Origin of the sequence: Streptomyces sp. BBFR102 (assembly GCF_051397025.1) — a bacterium.
Lineage (GTDB): Bacteria > Actinomycetota > Actinomycetes > Streptomycetales > Streptomycetaceae > Streptomyces.
Genome location: NZ_CP195757.1, coordinates 4,952,991 through 4,972,437 on the forward strand (window position 1 = coordinate 4,952,991; position 19,447 = coordinate 4,972,437).

Annotated in this window: 18 protein-coding genes; 14 read left to right on the top strand and 4 right to left on the bottom strand. The window is 72.9% G+C overall.

The genetic code is table 11. From position 1 onward, the window contains the following. Window positions 1-32: 32 nt before the first annotated feature. Window positions 33-1,706 carry an L-lactate permease gene (locus tag ACSLIC_RS21965; protein WP_436739420.1) on the bottom strand — a complete coding sequence of 558 codons (1,674 nt, stop codon included), beginning with the start codon at window positions 1,704-1,706 and terminating at the stop codon, window positions 33-35. 211 nt (window positions 1,707-1,917) lie between these two features. Between ACSLIC_RS21965 and ACSLIC_RS21970 the strand changes: the two genes are divergently transcribed. The 6 genes from ACSLIC_RS21970 to ACSLIC_RS21995 all read left to right on the top strand — a co-directional run bounded on the left by ACSLIC_RS21970 (window position 1,918) and on the right by ACSLIC_RS21995 (window position 8,919). Next, window positions 1,918-2,685, top strand: a complete 768-nt coding sequence (locus tag ACSLIC_RS21970) for a (Fe-S)-binding protein (RefSeq protein ID WP_436739421.1) — start codon at window positions 1,918-1,920, stop codon at window positions 2,683-2,685. Then, window positions 2,682-4,250 (top strand): LutB/LldF family L-lactate oxidation iron-sulfur protein, encoded by a 1,569-nt coding sequence (locus ACSLIC_RS21975; protein ID WP_436739422.1) that lies wholly within the window; start codon window positions 2,682-2,684, stop codon window positions 4,248-4,250. Before ACSLIC_RS21970 ends, ACSLIC_RS21975 begins: the two co-directional genes overlap by 4 nt. Further along, window positions 4,247-4,876 (top strand): LutC/YkgG family protein, encoded by a 630-nt coding sequence (locus ACSLIC_RS21980; protein WP_436739423.1) that lies wholly within the window; start codon window positions 4,247-4,249, stop codon window positions 4,874-4,876. Before ACSLIC_RS21975 ends, ACSLIC_RS21980 begins: the two co-directional genes overlap by 4 nt. A 212-nt stretch (window positions 4,877-5,088) precedes the next feature. Next, window positions 5,089-5,562 (top strand): DUF6328 family protein, encoded by a 474-nt coding sequence (locus ACSLIC_RS21985; protein ID WP_436740444.1) that lies wholly within the window; start codon window positions 5,089-5,091, stop codon window positions 5,560-5,562. Window positions 5,563-5,702: 140 nt separating this feature from the next. Beyond that, on the top strand, window positions 5,703-6,467 hold the full coding sequence (locus ACSLIC_RS21990) for an ATP-binding protein (RefSeq protein ID WP_436739424.1): 765 nt from the start codon (window positions 5,703-5,705) through the stop codon (window positions 6,465-6,467). Window positions 6,468-6,537: 70 nt separating this feature from the next. Then, the gene (locus tag ACSLIC_RS21995) at window positions 6,538-8,919 is read left to right on the top strand and encodes a phosphoketolase family protein (RefSeq protein ID WP_436739425.1); all 2,382 of its coding nucleotides are present in this window, start codon (window positions 6,538-6,540) and stop codon (window positions 8,917-8,919) included. Between the two features lie 51 nt (window positions 8,920-8,970). Here the strand turns inward: ACSLIC_RS21995 and ACSLIC_RS22000 are convergent, their stop codons facing one another. Next, window positions 8,971-9,294 (bottom strand): plasmid stabilization protein, encoded by a 324-nt coding sequence (locus ACSLIC_RS22000; protein ID WP_436739426.1) that lies wholly within the window; start codon window positions 9,292-9,294, stop codon window positions 8,971-8,973. Window positions 9,295-9,479: 185 nt separating this feature from the next. Here ACSLIC_RS22000 and ACSLIC_RS22005 point away from each other — a divergent pair, with 185 nt between their 5' ends. The 4 genes from ACSLIC_RS22005 to ACSLIC_RS22020 all read left to right on the top strand — a co-directional run bounded on the left by ACSLIC_RS22005 (window position 9,480) and on the right by ACSLIC_RS22020 (window position 12,694). Then, window positions 9,480-9,866: a cell division protein SepF gene (locus ACSLIC_RS22005; RefSeq protein WP_383173862.1), complete on the top strand. Its 387-nt coding sequence runs from the start codon at window positions 9,480-9,482 to the stop codon at window positions 9,864-9,866. Between the two features lie 345 nt (window positions 9,867-10,211). Then, the gene (locus ACSLIC_RS22010; protein ID WP_436739427.1) at window positions 10,212-11,519 is read left to right on the top strand and encodes an ATP-binding protein; all 1,308 of its coding nucleotides are present in this window, start codon (window positions 10,212-10,214) and stop codon (window positions 11,517-11,519) included. Between the two features lie 17 nt (window positions 11,520-11,536). Further along, window positions 11,537-11,947, top strand: a complete 411-nt coding sequence (locus tag ACSLIC_RS22015) for a nucleotide pyrophosphohydrolase (RefSeq protein WP_436739428.1) — start codon at window positions 11,537-11,539, stop codon at window positions 11,945-11,947. Between the two features lie 267 nt (window positions 11,948-12,214). After that, window positions 12,215-12,694 carry a DUF6099 family protein gene (locus ACSLIC_RS22020; protein WP_436739429.1) on the top strand — a complete coding sequence of 160 codons (480 nt, stop codon included), beginning with the start codon at window positions 12,215-12,217 and terminating at the stop codon, window positions 12,692-12,694. A 74-nt stretch (window positions 12,695-12,768) separates the two neighbouring features. On the opposite strand, the gene ACSLIC_RS22025 is transcribed toward ACSLIC_RS22020, so the two are convergent. Then, entirely contained in the window at window positions 12,769-13,692 is a 924-nt protein-coding gene (locus ACSLIC_RS22025; RefSeq protein ID WP_436739430.1) for an LLM class F420-dependent oxidoreductase, read from the bottom strand. Between the two features lie 133 nt (window positions 13,693-13,825). Between ACSLIC_RS22025 and ACSLIC_RS22030 the strand changes: the two genes are divergently transcribed. The 4 genes from ACSLIC_RS22030 (at window position 13,826) to ACSLIC_RS22045 (ending at window position 18,799) form a co-directional block, all read left to right on the top strand. Beyond that, window positions 13,826-14,335, top strand: a complete 510-nt coding sequence (locus tag ACSLIC_RS22030; protein WP_436739431.1) for an NUDIX domain-containing protein — start codon at window positions 13,826-13,828, stop codon at window positions 14,333-14,335. A gap of 458 nt (window positions 14,336-14,793) precedes the next feature. After that, window positions 14,794-16,032: an arginine deiminase gene (locus ACSLIC_RS22035; protein ID WP_436739432.1), complete on the top strand. Its 1,239-nt coding sequence runs from the start codon at window positions 14,794-14,796 to the stop codon at window positions 16,030-16,032. Between the two features lie 115 nt (window positions 16,033-16,147). Next, window positions 16,148-17,176: an ornithine carbamoyltransferase gene (gene argF / locus ACSLIC_RS22040; RefSeq protein ID WP_436739433.1), complete on the top strand. Its 1,029-nt coding sequence runs from the start codon at window positions 16,148-16,150 to the stop codon at window positions 17,174-17,176. A gap of 165 nt (window positions 17,177-17,341) precedes the next feature. Further along, a complete protein-coding gene (locus tag ACSLIC_RS22045; protein ID WP_436739434.1) occupies window positions 17,342-18,799 on the top strand; it encodes an amino acid permease in 1,458 nt (485 codons plus the stop codon). Here the strand turns inward: ACSLIC_RS22045 and ACSLIC_RS22050 are convergent. After that, entirely contained in the window at window positions 18,747-19,196 is a 450-nt protein-coding gene (locus tag ACSLIC_RS22050) for an ATP-binding protein (protein ID WP_436739435.1), read from the bottom strand. The genes ACSLIC_RS22045 and ACSLIC_RS22050 overlap by 53 nt on opposite strands. Window positions 19,197-19,447: the final 251 nt, after the last annotated feature.

The following is a 19,447-nucleotide window of genomic DNA, read 5'->3' on the forward strand; positions in this document are numbered from 1 at the left end:
CGAACCTCCGGCGAACTGGGGGCCAGGCCCTGCTAGGGCAGCATCCAGGACAGCACCGGCAGCGACTGCAGGTACACCAGCCCGCACAGCACCACCAGCATCGCGAGGCTGTACCCCGCGACCTTGCGCAGCAGCACCCGCTCGCTCCCGGGCTGCTCGACGGCGGTGGCGGCGATGGTCAGGTTCTGCGGACTGACCAGCTTCCCCACCACTCCACCGGAGGTGTTCGCCGCGACCAGCAGCGTCGGGTCGATCCCCGCCTTCTGCCCGGCGGTCTGCTGAAGCGTCGCGAAGAGCGCGTTGGCCGAGGTGTCGGACCCGGTGACGGCGGTCCCCAGCCAGCCCAGGCTCGGCGACAGCAGCGCGAAGACCCCGCCGGCGGCGGCGAGCCAGGTGCCGATGGCGACGGTCTGGCCGGACTGGTTCATCACGTAGCTGATGGAGAGCACGGTGGCGACGGTCGCGATCGACACCTTCATGTTGTTCAGCACGTGGCCGGCGGCGCCCAGCGCCATCCGCCCGGTCATCGGGAACCGCTCGTCGCGGGTGAACCGGTAGACGAGCGTGACCAGGAGGCCGGAGACGATGAGCAGCGTGCCGGGGTTGCCGAGCACGTCGAGCTTGTAGACGGCGCTGCCCGCGGGCGACCCGTCGGGGGCGAGCAGCGAGCCGTAGAGCCCGGGCCACTGGAGCTCGATGTTCCAGACGCCGAGGATCTTCGGCATGTCCAGGCCGCCGAGGTTGAGCTTGGCCAGCGCGAAGATGACGATGACCAGGACGTACGGCAGGACGGCGAGGTTGACGCGGCGCGCGGTCAGCGGCTCGGCCTCGACCTTGGAGCGCTGGTCCTCGGGCGTCTTCGGCTTCCAGAAGCGCAGCATCAGCACGGCGGCGGCGAAGCCGGCCAGGGCGGCGACCACGTCGGTCAGCTCGTAGGCGAAGTGTGCCGAGCACCAGAACTGGGCCACGGCGAAGACGCCGCCGGTGACCAGCGCGATGGGCCACAGCTGGCGCAGTCCGCGCGTACCGTCCACCAGGAAGAGCAGAAGCAGGGGGACGAAGACGGCGAGCACGGGGCTCTGGCGGCCGACGACCGCGGCGATCTCCTCCGGCGGGATGCCGGTGAGGTTGCCCGCGGTGGTGATCGGGATCGCCATGGCGCCGAAGGCGACGGGGGCGGTGTTGGCGACCAGCACGGTCACGGCGGCCCGCAGCGGCGGCAGTCCGAGCGCCATCAGCATGGCGGCGGTGATGGCGACCGGCGCGCCGAACCCGGCGAGCGCCTCCAGGAGACCGCCGAAGCAGAACGCGATCAGCATGGCCTGGACGCGCAGGTCTCCCCGACCGACCGCGCTGAAGGAGCGCCGCAGGTCCTCGAAGCGGTTGCTGACGACGGTCAGTTCGTAGAACCAGATCGCGGCGACCACGATCAGCATGACGGGGAAGAGTCCGAAGACCAGCCCCTGGCTCGCGGACAGGAGGCCGAGCTGTACCGGCATCCCCATGCCCAGGATGCCCACCAGCAGGGCGACGACGAGCGCGCCGAGCGCCGACTGCAGGGCGGACCGCTTGGCCCACATGAGCAGGAGGAAGAAGGTGGCGAGGGGGACGAGCCCCAGGAGAGCCGTGCCCGCCAGACTGCCCCCGACAGCAGTCGAATCCGGGGTGAAGGTGGCGGCGAGAGCGGCCAATGGTGCTGGGGCCACGAGAGTGCTCCTCATCGAGTTCCGCGCCCAGGGTCCGAGGTCCCGCCTCTGGAGCTGCTGGGGCGCGTGTGGCTTAACGATCCAACTCAGTACCGCACCGGAGATGTCCCATGTCAATAAGGTCGGACCAAACTATTATGCGTCTCTTCGGTTAAGTATGGCCAGACGCTAGTATGGTCGGACCGAAAATATCGATCGTGGAGGTCGTCCCATGCGTATCGGACTCTTCGCCACGTGCCTGGGGGACACGCTCTACCCCGACGCGGTGAAGTCGACCGCAGTCCTGCTCGCGCGCCTGGGTCACGAGGTGGTCTTCCCACCGGGTCAGACCTGCTGCGGCCAGATGCACGTCAACACCGGGTACCAGCGTGAGCCGGTCCCGCTGGTCCGCAACTACGCCGAGCAGTTCGGGGACGCCTCGATCGAGGCAGTGGTGATGCCCTCCGGCTCCTGCGTCGGTTCGGTCCGCCACCAGCACGAGATCATCGCCGAACGCTACGGCGACGCGGCACTGCGCTCCGGCGTCGCCACCGTGAAGGCGAAGACGTACGAGCTCTCCGAACTGCTCGTCGACGTCCTGGACGTCACCGACGTCGGTGCCTACTTCCCGCACCGGGTCACCTACCACCCCACCTGCCACTCCCTGCGGATGCTGCGGGTCGGCGACAAGCCGCTCAAGCTGCTGCGTGCCGTCGACGCCATCGACCTGGTGGAGCTGCCCGAGGCGGACGCCTGCTGCGGCTTCGGCGGCACCTTCGCGCTCAAGAACGCCGACACCTCCTCGGCGATGCTGAAGGACAAGCTCGCGAACGTCACCGGCACCGGCGCCGACGTCTGCACCGCCGGAGACTCCTCCTGCCTGATGCACATCGGCGGCGGCCTCTCCCGCATCAAGGCCGGCACCCGCACGCTCCACCTCGCGCAGATCCTCGCCAGCACCCGCACCGCGCCCCACGTCCTGACGGAGGCCGCCCGATGAGCAGCACCTTCCTCGGCATGCCCGCCGCCCCGCCCCGCTCCCCGTACGGCTCGGGGAACCTCCGCGGCGACGAGAAGTTCCCCAAGGCCGCCCGGCACGAGCTGCGCAACGACCAGCTCCGGGGGAACCTCCGCAAGGCCACCCACACCATCCGGGGCAAGCGGCTGGGCGTCACCGCCGAGCTGCCCGACTGGGAGGCGCTGCGCGACGCGGGCTCCGCCATCAAGACCGACACCATGAACCGCCTCCCCGAACTGCTGGAGCAGCTGGAGCGGAAGGTCACCGAGGCCGGTGGCACGGTCCACTGGGCCCGGGACGCCGACGAGGCCAACGCCATCGTGACCCGCCTCGTCGCCGCCACCGGCAGCCAGGAGGTCATCAAGGTCAAGTCGATGGCCACCCAGGAGATCGGCCTCAACGAGCACCTGGAGAGCCAGGGCGTCACCGCCCACGAGACCGACCTGGCCGAGCTGATCGTGCAGCTCGCCCACGACAAGCCGTCCCACATCCTGGTCCCGGCGATCCACCGCAACCGCGAGGAGATCCGCGAGATCTTCCTCAAGGAGATCCCCGGCGTCGACCCGGAGCTGAACGCGGTCCCGGCCGAACTCGCCGCCGCCGCCCGCGCGTACCTGCGCGAGAAGTTCATGACCACCAAGGTCGCCATCTCCGGTGCCAACTTCGGCATCGCCGAGACCGGCACCCTCTCGGTGGTGGAGTCCGAGGGCAACGGCCGGATGTGCCTGACCCTGCCCGAGACCCTGATCACCGTCATGGGCATCGAGAAGGTCCTGCCGCGCTACGAGGACCTGGAGGTCTTCTTCCAGCTGCTGCCGCGCTCCTCGACCGGCGAGCGGATGAACCCGTACACCTCGCTGTGGACCGGGGTCACCCCCGGTGACGGGCCGCAGGAGTTCCACCTCGTCCTGCTCGACAACGGACGCACCGCCGCCCTCGCCGACTCCGTCGGCCGCGAGGCGCTCAACTGCATCCGCTGCTCCGCCTGCCTCAACGTCTGCCCGGTCTACGAACGCGCCGGCGGGCACGCCTACGGGTCGACCTACCCCGGACCGATCGGCGCCGTCCTCACCCCGCAGCTGGCCGGCATGCACGCCGCCAAGGACGACCCGAACAGCTCGCTGCCGTACGCCTCCAGTCTCTGCGGGGCCTGCTTCGACGCCTGCCCCGTGAAGATCGACATCCCCTCGCTCCTGGTGGAGCTGCGCCACCAGAACACCGAGCAGTCCGGGCGGACCGTCGAGCAGGCGGCGATGAAGGCGGCGGCCACCGTGATGGCGCGGCCGGGGCTGTACACCACCGCGCAGAAGGCGGCCGGGCTCGGCCGGGTCGTCGCCGGGCGGGACAAGAAGATCACCTGGCTGCCCGCGCCCTTCGACGGCTGGAGCGAGAGCCGCGACCTCGCCGCCCCGCCGAAGCAGACCTTCCGTGACTGGTTCGCCTCCGACGAGGGGCGTGCCGCCCTGGGCGCCGCCGCCCGTGAGGGCGCCGAGGGACGGGCCGCGGGTACCACCGCCGCCACCGACGACAGCGAGGAGCAGCGGTGAACGCACGAGAGACCGTCCTCGGCCGTGTCCGGGACGCCCTGACCCTGGCCCCCAAGCCGGAGGCCCAGGTTCCGCGCGCCTACCGCACCGGCCGCACCCTGCCCGACGCCGAACGGCTCGACCTCTTCGTCGACCGCCTCGTCGACTACAAGGCCGAGGTGCACACCTGCACCGCCGAGGAGACCGCCGCCACCGTGGCCCGGGTCCTCGCGGCCCGGGGCGCACAGCGCATCGGTGTGCCGGCGGGGCTCGACCGCACCTGGCTGGCCGCGTTCGACGGACGTGTCCAGGAGGACCGGGCGGACATCCCCGCGCCCAGCCTCGAACAGCTCGACGGCGTGGTCACCGCCTCCCGGGTGAGCTGCGCCGAGACCGGCACGATCTTCCTCGACGGCGAGCCGGACCAGGGCCGCCGCGCCCTCTCCCTCGTCCCCGACCTGCACGTCTGCGTGGTCGACCTCTCCTCGGTGGCGGTCGGCGTCCCCGAGGCGCTGGCCCGGCTCACCCCGCACCGGCCCACCACGCTGATCAGCGGCCCGTCGGCCACCTCCGACATCGAGCTGGAGCGGGTCGAGGGCGTCCACGGCCCCCGCACCCTCGACGTGGTCATCCGTACCGACGCCTGAGCGGCACCCGCCGCACGGCGGGGCCAACGGGACCGACAGCCCCCGGGAGGTGCTCCCCGGGGGCTGTTCCGCGTCCGCCCCCCGGCGCTGTCGTACCGCTGGTCCGGCGGTGCTCGGGCATACGGTGGGCCGAAGGTGCGGGCTTCGGAGGCCGTACCGCGGTGGAGAGGAGACCGGTGACCAGTGGAGCCGGCCGGCCCGGGCCCGTGACCGTGGGGACGGGTCGCAGCGAGACCCGTGAGGAACGCGCGGACCGCCAGTGGTCCGAACTCCTCCAGGAGCTGAGGGTCGCCCAGACGGGCGTCCAGGTGCTCTTCGCCTTCCTGCTGGCGGTCGCCTTCCAGCCCCGCTTCGAGGAGCTGGCCTCCACCGACCGCACCATCTACGTCGTCACCGTGGTCCTCGCGGCCGCCACCGCCGCCGCCCTCATCGGGCCGGTCTCCTACCACCGGCTCCTCACCGGCCGCCGTCTCAAACCCCAGACCGTCGTCTGGGCCTCCCGGCTGACCGTGCTCGGCCTGATCCTGCTGCTCTGCACGATGTGTGCGGCCCTCCTGCTCGTGCTGCGGGTCACCCTGGGCGACGCGCTGGCGTTCTGGCTGGTCGCCGCGATGGCGGTGTGGTTCGTCCTGTGCTGGTTCGTCTTCCCGGTGCTCGCCCTGGTACGGGACACCAGGGCCGGATGACGGCCCTCGCCGTTCCGGTTGCGCCGGCCCGTGAGCCGGGTGACCCTGGGGGTGACCCAGAAGAGGCAACAGCTCACGCCGCGTGGTCGGGGGTGCCGGTGCGAAGGGGGGCGCGTGAGCCTCGTACAGGAGCCGCGACCATGTCCCTGTCCTTCGACAGCACCGAGCCCACGGACGCCGAGGCCGTGATCACCACCGCCGCCGGGGCCGCGCCCCCGGTGCCGGCCCCGGGCCCCGGCGCCCTCGCCGCCCCGGAGGCCCTCGCCCCGCCCGTGGCGCCCGAGCGTCCGTGGGCCGCGCCGCCCGCCGGACGTACCGCGCCGGAGGCGGCCCGTACCGTCCCGCTCCCCGGTGCGGCCCCGGCGGTCCTGGACGGCGGCCACGCCGTCCGCGCCGAACGCCCGGCCCAGCCCCCGGCCCCCGGCGGGACGCTCACCTTCGACACCACCCGCGCCGACCGGATCTACCGCCTGGACCTGAGGATCGGCACCGACCGGATCGGCCGGGTCCGCCGCATCGCCGCCGCCCACCTCGGGCACTGGGGCCTGGAGAGCCAGACCGGCCCGCTCGGCAGGGCGCTCGCCGAACTCCTCGGCAACGTCGTCCGGCACGTGGGCGAGGACGCCCCCTGCACGGTCGAACTCCGGCTCAGCGGGCGGCGGCTGACCGTCTCCGTCGCCGACACCTGCACCGCGATGCCGCGCCGCCTGCCGCGCGGCGGCGGACTCGCGCGGATCGGTGTGCTCTGCGACAGCTGGGGCAGTTGCCACACCGAGAGCGGAAAGGTCGTCTGGTGCACCCGGCGCGTCGACCTCCCGCAGGGCGCGGCCGGCCTGCCCGGCACCCCGCAGCCTCCGCTGACCGGGGCGCGCCCCGGCCCGCCGCCCGCCGTCAGCGTGGGCTGAGCGCCTCCGCGCGGCCCCTGCCCGGCCCCGTGCCCCGCGGGGACCGCTCCCGTTCCCCAGGAGACCCCGTATGAGCCAGGCCCCCGTCCGTGCCGCCGGGCCGTCCGCCGAGGAGATCGCCGCCCTCGACGCCCACTGGCGCGCCGCCAACTACCTGACCGTCGGGCAGATCTACCTGAGGGACAACCCCCTGCTCACCCGCCCGCTCACCCCGGACGACATCAAGCCGCGGCTGCTCGGGCACTGGGGGACCTCTCCGGGGCTGAACCTCGTGTACACCCACCTCAACCGGGTGATCAAGGACCGCGAGCTGACCGCCCTCGCCGTCTGGGGCCCCGGCCACGGCGGTCCGGCCGTCATCGCCAACTCCTGGCTGGAGGGCAGCTGGAGCGAGATCTACCGGGACGTCCCCTGCGACGCCGACGGCATGGCCCGCCTCTTCGAACAGTTCTCCTTCCCCGGCGGTGTCCCCAGCCACGTCGCCCCCGAGGTCCCCGGCTCGATCCACGAGGGCGGCGAGCTGGGCTACGCCCTCACCCACGCCTACGGCGCCGCCTTCGACCACCCCGGCCTCCTCGTCGCCTGCGTGATCGGCGACGGCGAGGCCGAGACGGGCCCGCTCGCCGCCTCCTGGCACTCCGACAAGTTCCTCGACCCCGTCCACGACGGCGCCGTCCTGCCGATCCTCCACCTCAACGGGTACAAGATCGCCAACCCGACGGTCCTCGCCCGGCTCCCTGAGGACGAGCTCGACGCCCTGCTGCGCGGCTACGGCCACGACCCGCTGTACGTCGAGGGCGAGGATCCCCAGGCCGTCCACCGCGACCTGGCGCTCGCCCTGGACACCGCGCTGGACCGGATCGCCGTCATCCAGGAGCGCGCCCGCGCACAGGGCGCCGCCGAACGCCCCTCCTGGCCGATGATCGTGCTGCGCACCCCGAAGGGCTGGACCGGCCCCCGCGAGGTCGACGGGCTTCCCGTGGAGAACACCTGGCGCGCCCACCAGGTCCCGCTGCCCGGCGTCCGCGAGAACGCGGACCACCGGCACCAGCTGGAGGAGTGGATGCGCTCCTACCGCCCCGGGGAACTCTTCGACGAGGACGGCCGCCCCCGCCCCGAGGTCCTGCGGTACGTCCCCGGGGGCGACGCCCGCCTCGGCGCCACCCCGTACGCCAACGGCGGCCGGCTCACCCGTGCCCTGCCCCTGCCGGACCTCGCCGCCCACGCCGTGGAGGTGCCGGCCCCGGGACGGGGCACCAGCTCGCCGACCCACGTCCTCGGCGGATGGCTGGAGGCGCTGCTGGCAGCCACCGCCGAGCGGCGCGACTTCCGCCTGGTCGGCCCCGACGAGACCGCCTCCAACCGGCTCGACGCCGTCTACGGAGCCACCGGCAAGACCTGGGAGGAGAGGACCCTGCCCACCGACGAACACCTCGCCCGCGACGGACGCGTCATGGAAGTCCTCTCCGAACACCTCTGCCAGGGCTGGCTGGAGGGCTACCTGCTCACCGGCGGACACGGCCTCTTCTCCTGCTACGAGGCGTTCGCGCACGTCGTCGACTCCATGGTCAACCAGCACGTCAAATGGCTGCGCGCCTCCCGCCGGCTCGACTGGCGGCGCCCCATCGCCTCCCTCAACTACCTGCTGACCTCGCACGTCTGGCGCCAGGACCACAACGGCTTCTCGCACCAGGACCCCGGCTTCGTCGACCACATCCTCAACAAGAGCCCCGAGGCCGTCCGCGTCTACCTGCCACCGGACGCCAACACCCTGCTCGCCGCCGCCGAACACGTCCTGGCCAGCCGCGACTACGTCAACGTCATCGTCGCCGGCAAGCAGCCCACCTTCGACTGGCTGACCCTGGAACAGGCCCGCGCCCACTGCGCGCGCGGCGCGGGGACCTGGGCGTGGGCCGGGACGGAGGACGGCACGCGCGAACCGGACGTGGTCCTCGCCTGCGCCGGCGACGTGCCCACCCAGGAGGTGCTGGCCGCCGCCGGTCTCCTCCGCCGCCACCTGCCCGAGCTGGCCCTGCGGGTGGTCAACGTCGTGGACGTGGCGCGGCTGATGCCCCAGGGCGAACACCCGCACGGCATGCCGGACGCCGAGTACGACGCGCTGTTCACCCGCGACAAGCCGGTCGTCTTCGCGTACCACGGCTATCCCTGGCTGATCCACCGGCTGGCCTACCGGCGGCACGGCCACGCCCACCTGCACGTGCGGGGCTACAAGGAGGAGGGGACCACCACGACCCCCTTCGACATGGTGGTCCGCAACGACCTCGACCGGTACCGGCTGGTCATGGACGTCGTCGACCGGGTCCCGGGGCTCGGCGTGCGGGCGGTCGGGCTGCGGCAGGCGATGGCCGACGCCCGCTTCCGCCACCACCGGTGGGTCCGCGAGCACGGCAGCGACCTGCCGGAGGTCGCCGGGTGGAGCTGGGAGGGCTGAGGCGGAGGACGGGCGGGCCCGGGCGGACGTGGCGCCGGCCCGCCCGCTCCGTCAGTAGCCGAGCTTCTTCGCCAGCTCGTCCTTGTTCATGGTGGAGCGGCCCTTGAGGTTCTTCCGCCGCGCCTCCTCGTACAACTGGTCGCGCGTCGGGCCCTGCGCGCCCTCGTGCGAGCGCAGCCCGCCGCGCCGGTACGAGGAGATGTCCTCGGTCGAGGTGCGGCTCGCGCTCTTCGCCTCACCGGCGCGGGCCCGCGCCTTGTTCACGGTGCGCGCAGCGATCTCCTCGGCGCGCTTCTCACTCGTGCCGCGCCGCTCCTCGCTCTCCTTGATGTCCTCGTACTGCCTCTCCCGCTTGGCGTTCGATCCGCGTGGCATTCCTGGCTTCTCCCTTCGGGCGGACCCCCTGGTTCACCAGTCTGGCAAGGGGTAGGCGCACCCGCACGACGGCGCCGGCGCCACCCCCGCCGCGTGCGGACCGTGTCGCAGTTGGGCCGATCGGGTGAAGCGCGTCAGAATTGCGGAATGCAGACAACCGAGCGAGCCCGGACGGGGTGGGGGCAGTGAACGGCCACGACGTCACCGATGAGCAGTGGGAGGGCCTCGCCCAGGTCGTCCCCCTGCGGGGCCGCGACGCCTGGCCGTCCTGGCCGGGCCACCGCGCCACCCCCGAAGCCCGGACCGAGCCCAGGCGCCGGTTCGTGGTCATGCGGGTCAACGTCTTTTCCGACGCCCGCGACGTCGCCGAGACGCTGATGACCCGGGTACCCGTCCTCCTGGACCTGAGCGGCGCCGAGACCGACGTCGCCAAGCGCGTCCTGGATTTCAGCAGCGGAGTCGTCTTCGGGCTCGGCAGCGGCATGCACCGCGTCGACCGGAACGTCTTCCTGCTCGCCCCACCCGGCATGGAGGTCCAGGGCCTGGTGGAGAGCGTGACCCCGCAGAACTGACCCGCCGCTGACCGGCTCCAGGGCCCGGACACCGCGCCCGCCTGCCCGACCGGCGGGCGCGGTGCCCGGTGCCCCCGGTGGCGTCGCGGACCGGGGCCCGCCAGGTGTTCGCGCGGCCTGGGCACCGACACCCGCCCCGTACGGCGACGGCGGTCCTCACGACCGCGACCGGGGGCTTGAGGGCCGCCGTCACACGGCGGCCCTGGACCTGCCGGCAGCACGCTTTCCGCCAGGGGCCGGAGCACCCCCGCGTCCCGGCCGCGAGGCCGCCTCCGTCCCTCGATCGTAGGAACGGTTCCGGGGCAAAACGGTTCAGCTCCGACATCGCTGTCTACGGTCCGCTCCATGACCGTCCCCCCGCAGCTCACCCCTGGCGGCCGCCGCCCCCGGAGCTCCGCCCTGCCCGTCCGCCCCGTCCCCGTGCGCCGTTCCGGCGAAACCGTCCCCGAACCGCGCCGCCATCCCTCGGACGTCCTCCCGGCCCCCGCCCCGCAAGGGGACGGGGCCCCGGCGAAACCACGTCCCGCCGTCACCGAACTGCGCCTGTCCGCCTACGCGGGCCTGCGCCGCACCCGGATTCCGGTCGGTCCGCTCACCCTCCTCGCAGGCCCCAGCGGCAGCGGCCGCAGCACCGTCCTCGACGCCTACGCCGCCCTGGCCGCCCTCGGCGCGGGGACCAGCCTGGACAAGGTGTTCCCCGACCCGGTCGCCTGCGTCCCCGAGACCGCTCGGCCCGACGCCCAGCAGCGGCGCGGCTTCCGCATCGGCTGCACCGTCGACGGGCCCGTGGGCCCGGTCCGCCTCGACCTCGCCGTGCAGGCCGAACCCAGCCTGCGCATCGCCGGCGAACGCCTCACCTGGCAGGGCGTCACCCTGCTGGAGACGGCCCAGCGCGACCCCGGCCTGCGCACCGTCCAGGCGACCTGGCACACCGCCGGGGCGGCACCGGTCACCCGGGGACCCCTGCCCGACACCCAGCTCACCACCGCCCTGCTGCCGCTGCGCGTCTCGGGGCGGACCGTGGGGGAGCAGCGGGTGCTCGCCGCCGCCGAACAGGTCGTGGTCGCCCTCCGTTCCGTCTTCGCCTGCGACCCACGGCCCGCCGCAATGCGCGCGCCCGTGCCGGTGTCCAGCGGGCGGCTGCTGTCCGGCTGCGACAACCTCGCGGACGTGCTCCTGCGCACCCGCACCGAGTGCGCGATCCGCCACGGGATGCTCGTCTCCGCCGTACGCGAGGCCGCGCTCCGCCCGGTCCGCGACGTCCTCGCCGAACTGAGGCCCGACGGTACGGTCGAGGGTCTCCTCGACCGGGGCGAGGGCAGGCGCCGCACCCCGCTGGGCCGGCTCGGCGACGGCGAACTGCGCCATCTGGCGCTCGCCCTGGTCCTCCTGACCGGGCCGGGCGTGCTGGAGGTCGACCAGGCCACCGAGGTGCCCGACGCCTATCAGTGCCTCACCGTCCTCGCCGACACCCTCGACCGCGACCTGGACGCCGGGCAGCTGCGGGGGCTGGTCGACCTGGCCGGGCGGGCGGTCTCGCGCGGGCACATCCGGCTGATCGGCGCGGTCCGTGACCCCGCGGCGGCGGCCGGGGCGGCGGTCGAGGAGCTGACGGTGGTAGACCTGACGCCGGACGGGGCCGGGCAGGGATGACGGATGAGGAGCGGGCAGTGGACGCAGCGGAGCGTGCGGGACAGGGGCCGGGCGCCGCGCCCGGGACCGGAGCACCCGAGGCCGGGGCGGGCGGGCTCACCGCGGAGGTGCTCCAGAAGCGGCTGGCCCGGTTCGCCGCCGCGCGGGAGTGGGGGCAGTACCACACGCCCAAGAACCTGGCGGCCGCGCTCAGCGTCGAGGCGTCCGAACTCCTGGAGGTCTTCCAGTGGCTGACGCCCGAGCAGGCGGCAGCGGTCATGGACGATCCGGGCAGTGCCTTCCGGGTCCGGGACGAGGTCGCGGACGTGCTGGCCTACACCCTCCAGCTCTGCGAGGTGCTCGGGATCGACGCGCTGGAGGCGCTGGCCGCGAAGATCGAGCGCAACGAGCACCGTTTCCCCGCAGGCCCGCATCCGCTCGACCGCTGACCCCCCGCCGCACGGGGGCATCCCCGCCCCCGCGCGCGCCATCTCACTCTCCGGAGTGATCCAGTTGTCCACAATCGATCCTGTGTCCACAGATTTCCGATTTCCTCTGGTGTTTCGGCGCGCGGTACCTCACTCTGGGTAGTGGACTGTTGCGCCCGGGGTGTCCACCGGGCGCCCGGTGCACCGACCGTGCCCGCCCGCCGGCGCAGGTCGGCGAGCGCCGGGCGCGGACGGCTTTGGGGCGCGGTGAGTGAACGGGGGAGCGGTATGGACGCGTTGCGACTGATCACCATGAACCGGCAGGCCCTGCTGCGTGGCCACAGCCTGGAGACCCTCACGGCGGAGGTGTGGGAGGCGCAGGCCCTGAGCCGGGCCGTCGGCGCGCTCCTCGCCGAGCAGGGCCCGCGCGAACTGCGGGAGACGGCCCTCGCCTTGAGCAGCCCCGGCGGCCGCACCGCCGAGGCGACGGAGCTGCCGGTGCCCTGCCGCGGCGACCCGCGAGCGGTCCGGCTCACCCGCGCCCGGGACGTCGAGGCGACCCTGCTCGCCCTCGCCGAACTCCTCGGCGAGGTGGGGATCGCCCTGGTGGGCCTCGCCTGCGGGGTGTACCAGGAGGCGCTGTACTGGGCCTCGGTCGAGGCGATCGACGCGGCGGACGAGGCCCGGGACCGCGTCCTCGACATGCTCCGCACCCTCGGTGAGAGCCCGGGCCGCTCCGGGCGCGGCTCCGCCGCCGAGCTGCGATGAGGAGCGCTGCGCGGGGCGCCGGCACGGCCCCGCGGCCCCCGGGCTCCCGGTGGCGCGCGAGCCCGGGCCCGGGGTCAGGAGAGCTGCGGCATGACCTCGGCCGAGATCAGCTCCAGCTGGTCCAGGTCGTCGAGGTCGAGCATCTGGAGGTACATGCGCTGCGAGCCGACCGCCTCGAAGGCCGCGATGCGCTCCACCACCTCGGCCGGGGAGCCTGCCAGGCCGTTGGCCTTCAGCTCGTCCACGTCACGGCCGATCACGTCGGCGCGCCGCTTCACCTCGGCGTCCGTCCGGCCGACGCAGGCGACGAGAGCGTTGGAGTACACCAGGCTGTCGGCGGGGCGCCCCCGCTCCTCGGCGGCGGCCCGTACCCGGCCGAACTGCGTCGCGGTGTCCTCCACCGAGGCGAACGGGATGTTGAACTCGTCGGCGTACCGCGCCGCCAGCGCCGGCGTCCGCTTGGCGCCGTGGCCGCCGATGAGCACCGGCACCCGCTCCTGGGCGGGCTTGGGCAGCGCCGGCGAGTCCTTCAGCTGGTAGAAGGTCCCGTCGAAGTCGAACCGCTCGCCGACCGGCGTCTTCCACAGCCCGGTGACGATCGCCAGCTGCTCCTCCAGCCGCCCGAACTTCTCCTTGGGGAAGGGGATGCCGTACGCGCTGTGCTCCTCCTCGTACCAGCCGGAGCCGAGCCCGAGCTCCACCCGGCCGCCGGACATGGCGTCGACCTGGGCCACCTCGATGGCGAGGACCCCCGGCAGCCGGAAGGTCCCGGCCGTCATCAGGGTGCCGAGCCGGATCGTCTCGGTCTCACGGGCGAGGCCGGCGAGGGTGATCCAGGCGTCCGTCGGCCCGGGCAGGCCGGAGACGGAGCCCATGTGCAGATAGTGGTCGGAGCGGAAGAAGGCGGAGTAGCCCAGCGACTCGGACGCCCGTGCGACGCGGAGCAGCGTGTCGTAGGTGGCGCCCTGCTGGGGTTCGGTGAATACGCGAAGATCCATGGCTCCATCTTGCCCCCGCCCGCTCCGCCACGCGGACATCCCGCCCGTCCCGCCCGATGCGGATGCGCACCTTCGGGTGGTCGTGCGGCGAACCCCCGGTGCCCGGCCCGGCACACGGTCCAGGCTGGGAGCCATGACCGACACCACCCTGGCCGCATCCCCGGCCCGCCTCTCCCGCGCCGACTGGCTCGCCTCCCTGCCCCGCAACACGGCCTGTTCGGCCCTGGTCCTGCACGACGCGGAGTACCGGCTGCTCCTGGTCCACGCGACCTACGAGGACAGCTGGCAGTTCGTCGGCGGGGTCAGGGACGCCCAGGACGACCCGTGGACCACCGCCGTCCGCGAGGCCCGCGAGGAGATCGGCTACGAACTGGTGGGGCCGCCCCGGCTGCTGGGGTACGACTGGGTGACCTTCGACGACTGCGAACCGGCCGTCCAGCACTTCTTCCGAGCCCCCGTCCTGGAGCCGGGGCGGCTGGACGACATCCGGCTCTCCGAGGAGCACGACGACTGGCTCCTGCTCTCGGTGGAGGAGTGGACCCGGCACCTCGGCCCGCACCGCGCCCGGCGGCTCCGCCCGGTCCGCGACGCCCTGCGCACCGGCCGCCCGCTCTGCCTGCGCGACGGCTACCCGGTGACCTGACCGGCCTGTGGTCGCCGGTGTACGGGGAGGAACCGAAGCGAGCCTCGCGCACCCTGCCGGGCGCTGTGCCCGACGGCCTGTTCGCCGAGGTGCCGGGTGATCGCGACCGGCGGACCCTGGCGTCTGCCGTCTCCGGCGGAGCACGGCCCACCACGTGTGGCGGCGGGGGTGAGGGGACGACGGATGTCCCGGTCGGCCGCCTGTACCGCGCGAACGTCGTCGTCCACGTGCTGAGGGGGACCCGCGGCGGTTGCGATCAGGCGGAGCACCGGGCGGTTCGTGCAGGCGGTCCACACCGGCGGGTGAGTCCGGCCAACTCCGGGCCGGGGGCGGGGAGCAGCTTCATGGTTCCCCGACCCTCAGGTCACCCGTCCACGAGCGGGGCGGGGGCGGGGCCCGGGCGCACTCGCTCCCCGTTCGCCGAGTGAACCGCCCGCCGACCGGTGAGGATGAGGGGCATGGGATTCCATGTCGACTCCGAGGTCGGGCAGCTGCGTCGCGTCATCCTGCACCGGCCGGGGCTGGAGCTGAAGCGGCTGACGCCCACCAACAAGGACGCGCTCCTCTTCGACGACGTGCTCTGGGTGCGCCGGGCCCAGCAGGAGCACGACGGGTTCGCCGAGGTGCTGCGGGACCGGGGGGTGCACGTCCACCTCTTCGGCGACCTGCTGCGGGAGAGCCTGGAGCTGTCACAGGCGCGGGAGCTGATCCTCGGGAGGGTCTTCGACGAGCGGGAGTTCGGCCCGCTCGCCACCAGCCGTCTGCGGGCCGCCTTCGAGACCATGGACTCCGCGGAGCTGGCCTCCGTCCTGGTCGGCGGGATGACCAAGCGGGAGTACCTGGCCCTGCACCCGGAGCCGCTCTCGGTCCGCTTCCACGTGATGGAGCAGGACGACTTCCTCCTGGACCCGCTGCCCAACCACCTCTTCACCCGGGACGCCTCCGCCTGGATCTACGACGGCGTCGCGGTCAACGCCATGCGCTGGCCCGCGCGGCAGCGCGAGACAGTCCACTTCGAGGCGGTCTACCGCCACCATCCGCTCTTCGCCACGGAGCAGGCCCGCCCCTTCCGCACCTGGTCCGAGGGGCAGGAGTGCTACCCCTCGACGATCGAGGGCGGCGACGTGCTGGTGCTGGGCAATGGCGCGGTGCTGGTCGGCATGAGCGAGCGGACCACCCCGCAGGCGGTGGAGATGCTGGCCAGACGGCTCTTCGCGGCCCGGTCGGCGCGCACCATCGTCGCGGTGGACCTGCCCAAGCGCCGGGCCTTCATGCACCTGGACACGGTGATGACGATGGCCGCCCCGGACGTCTTCACCCAGTACGCGGGGCTCGGCATGCTCCGCTCGTACACCATCGAGCCGGGCGTCGGCGCGCACGACCTGAAGGTCACCGACCACCCGCCGGAGCACATGCACCGGGCGATCGCGGCGGCGCTGGGGCTCGGCGCGATCCGGGTGCTCACCGCCACCCAGGACGTGCACGCGGCCGAACGCGAGCAGTGGGACGACGGCTGCAACGTCCTCGCGGTCGAGCCCGGCGTGGTCGTCGCCTATGAGCGGAACGCCACCACCAACACCTACCTGCGCGACGAAGGGCTGGAGGTCATCGAGATCCGGGGCAGCGAGCTGGGGCGCGGACGGGGTGGTCCCCGCTGCATGAGCTGTCCGGTCGAGCGGGCGGCCGTCGGCGGGTGAGGGGGCGGCCGGGGAAGCGGCGGCGGGGCGCGGGCGATGCGGGATCGGTCGTATATTCATGTGGGGGGTCGTATAGACTTCCATGGTCATCGTATTCGCACCTCAGGAGCGCCCCATGGCGACAGACCTCACCGGCCGCAGTTTCCTCCGAGAACTGGACTTCACCGCCGAGGAGTTCCGCTCACTCGTCGCGCTGGCCGCCGAGCTCAAGGCCGCCAAGAAGGCCGGGGCCGAGGTCCAGCGGCTCCGCGGGCGCAACATCGCGCTGATCTTCGAGAAGACCTCCACCCGCACCCGTTGCGCCTTCGAGGTCGCCGCCGCCGACCAGGGCGCCTCCACCACCTACCTCGACCCGTCGGGCTCGCAGATGGGGCACAAGGAGTCCGCCAAGGACACCGCGCGCGTGCTGGGCCGGATGTTCGACGGCATCGAGTACCGGGGCGACAGGCAGTCCACCGTCGAGGAGCTGGCCGCCCATGCGGGGGTGCCGGTCTTCAACGGGCTGACCGACGACTGGCACCCCACCCAGATGCTGGCCGACGTCCTCACCGTCACCGAGCGCACCGCCAAGCCGCTGGAGCAGGTCGCCTTCGCCTACCTCGGCGACGCCCGTTTCAACATGGGCAACTCCTACCTGATCACCGGCGCGCTGCTCGGCATGGACATCAGGATCGTCGCTCCGCGCGCCTACTGGCCCGCCGGGCATGTCGTCGACGAGGCCCGCCGCCTCGCCGAGGGCAGCGGTGCCCGGATCACGCTGACCGAGGAGGTGTGCGCCGGAGTGGGCGGCGCCGACTTCGTCGCCACCGACGTCTGGGTCTCGATGGGTGAGCCCAAGAGCGTCTGGGACGAGCGGATCGCCGCCCTCGCGCCGTACGCGGTCACCGGTGAGGTGCTGGCGGCCACCGGCAACCCCGACGTCGTCTTCCTGCACTGCCTGCCCGCCTTCCACGACCTCGGCACCGAGGTCGGGCGGCAGGTCCACGAGAGCCACGGCCTGACCTCGCTGGAGGTCACCGACGAGGTCTTCGAGTCGTCGCACTCCGCCGTCTTCGACCAGGCGGAGAACCGGCTCCACACCATCAAGGCCGTCCTCGTCGCCACCCTCGCGGGCCCGGCGGCCGGCGATACGGTGAGTGGATAGTCATACGCTTGGCGGTAAATTTACGCATACCGTTCCGTTAGGCTGGTCATGCGACTGAGGGGGGCCCGGACCGACCGTCCGGGCCCCGTTCGTTGCCTCCGGGCCCCCGCCCCACTCCGAGGCCGGGCCGTGCCCCCACGCATCACCGAAAGCGAGCACCACCCCATGCGTCCCACCGGAGCGCGCGTCAAGCCGCCGGAACTGCTCGTCGCGGAATCCGGTGCCGACCTTGAGGGCCACGGCCTCAAGCGGACCATGGGCCTGTTCCAGCTGGTCTGCTTCGGCATCGGCGCCGTCGTGGGCACCGGCATCTTCGTCGGCCTCTCCGACACCGTCGCCGAGGCCGGACCCGCCGTCGTGATCTCCTTCGTGCTGGCCGCCGTCACCTGCGTCTTCACCGCCTTCTCCTTCGCGGAGCTGGGCGGCGCCATGCCGGTCTCCGGCAGCTCGTACTCCTTCGCCTACGCCAGCCTCGGCGAGCGCGCCGCCTTCCTGACCGGCTGGTGCCTGCTGCTGGAGTACGGCGTTTCCATCTCGGCGGTGGCGGTCGGCTGGGGCCAGTACCTCAACGAGCTGCTGCACAGCCTGGTCGGCCTGCGGCTGCCCGAGGCGCTCTCCAGCCCGCCCGGCGAGGGCGGTGTGGTCAACCTCCCGGCCGTCGTCGTGATGCTGCTGGCCGCCCTGCTGCTGGTGCGCGGGGTGCGGGAGAGCGCCCGTGCCACCGCCGTCATGGCGGTGCTGAAGATCGGCATCCTGCTGCTCTTCTGCGTCATCGCCTTCAGCGCCTTCCAGCAGGACCACCTCGCCGACTTCGCCCCGGCCGGGGCCGCGGGCATCACGTCCGGCGCCTCGCTCGCCTTCTTCTCGTACATCGGGTTCGACGCCATCACCACCGCCGGCGAGGAGGTCAAGAACCCCCGCAAGAACATCCCGGCGGCCGTGCTGATCTGCATCGGCGTCGTCACCGTCCTGTACTGCCTGGTCGCGGTCGCCGCCATCGGCGCGCTCTCCGCCGACGACGTGGCCGGCCAGTCGGCCGCGCTGTCACTCGTCGTCAACCAGGTCACCGACTCCACCATCGGCGGCGGCGTCATCGCCTTCGGCGCGGTGGTGGCCATCGCCTCGGTGGTGCTGGCCACGATGTACGGCCAGACCCGCATCCTGATGTCGATGTCCCGGGACGGGCTGATCCCGCGCGTCTTCGAGCGCATCTCGCCGAAGACCTCGACCCCCGTCGCCAACACCTGGATCGTCACCGCCGTCTTCGCGGTCCCGGCCGCCGTGGTCCCGCTCGACGTGGTCATCAACCTGACGACCATCGGCACCCTGGCCGCCATGACGATCGTCAACGTCGCCGTGATCGTCCTCCGCCGCAACCGTCCCGACCTGCGCCGCAGCTTCCGGGCCCCGCTCTTCCCGCTGACCCCGCTCGCGGGCATCGTCTTCTGCGCCTACCTGATCTACGGCACCGGCCCGCTGATCTGGCTCCAGTTCGCGGTCTTCCTCGCCGTCGGGATGGTCGTCTACGCGCTCTACGGGCGCCGACACTCCACGCTCGCCGCGCGGCAGCTCAGTGCGGCCGCGGCAGGGCCCCGTCAGGACGGTCCGCCGTCGGCAGGGTGAACCAGATCGCCTTGCCGGTCTCGGTGGGCCGGTGCCCGCACGACAGGCTGAGCGTGCGGATCAGCAGTAGCCCCCGGCCGCCCTCCGCCCACAGGTCGGGCGGCTCGGGGGGCAGCTCGCCCGTCAGGCTCGGCGGGGTGGCTCGGCTGCGGTCGTGCACCTCCACCTGGCACCGCTGCTCCAGCAGGTCGACCACCAGCTGAATGGGGTCGTCGCCCTCGGTGTGCTCCACCGCGTTGGCGACCAGTTCGGCGGTGAGCAGTTCGGCCGTGTCGCTGTCCGCCGACGGCTGGATCTCCGCGAGCGCCGTCCGGACCAGCGCGCGCGCGATCGGTACGGCCGCCGTCGAGTGTGGCAGTGAGACGCGCCATGACGTGGTGGCGGGGGCTTCGGACACGGGCGTAATCCGTTCGGCGGGGTACGGCTCCCAGGCCGTGGCTCTTCGGGGGGTGCGCCGCCCGTGGTGGCGTTGTGCGGTCTTCCGTCACGGGCTTGCTCCACAGTACGAAGAGGTGGCCGGTCCCTGGAAAGTCTCCCGCCGGGGCCCGGCCGGGGCCACCGGGGTGCGGCGGAGGGCTCACGGCCACTCCCACCGGGGGTTTTGCGGATTCCGCGGGCACCTCCCCGTCCCCACGCGCTTCCGGCGCG